We start from the raw sequence: 409 nt of genomic DNA on the forward strand, positions 1-409 counted from the left end.
CCGTGAGATCGCTCAAACTTGACGGGGTTCTGCTGCCAGGCGGTGATGGTGCTCATCATGGCGTCCATGTCCAGAGCGCTGATGACATCGTACTGCTTAAAGCCATCTTCACCAACTTCAATCTCATCTTGGGGCTTGAAGAAATCATCCTGATGGACCACACAGCAGTTGGGCAGGTTCTTGATCAGTCTGTCCGTCAGTGTCGTTTTACCCCCGTTTGTGACCCCTCCGATGCCGATGATGAGCTTCATCCTCAAACTGAGACAGGCGCGCGTCGATGTGCGAAAAGTCGTTAATTACACCAAATACGGATCGATGACCGTACGAAGGAAAGCGTGAAAAGAGAAGGTTAAAGGAAATGTCAACTACTCGAGTCCTCCATGACGGTCAATGAAAGCTGGACGATGGC

The 409-nt window shown here is 50.9% G+C and carries 1 pseudogene; it reads right to left on the minus strand.

The annotated features are described in order from the left end of the window. A pseudogene (locus H4O20_RS12705) lies at positions 1 to 251 on the minus strand (hypothetical protein); the annotation flags it as partial. Positions 252 to 409 lie beyond the last annotated feature (158 nt).

The sequence above is a fragment of the Aequorivita sp. 609 genome, from assembly GCF_014212065.1.
GTDB classification, from domain to species: domain Bacteria; phylum Bacteroidota; class Bacteroidia; order Flavobacteriales; family Flavobacteriaceae; genus Aequorivita; species Aequorivita sinensis.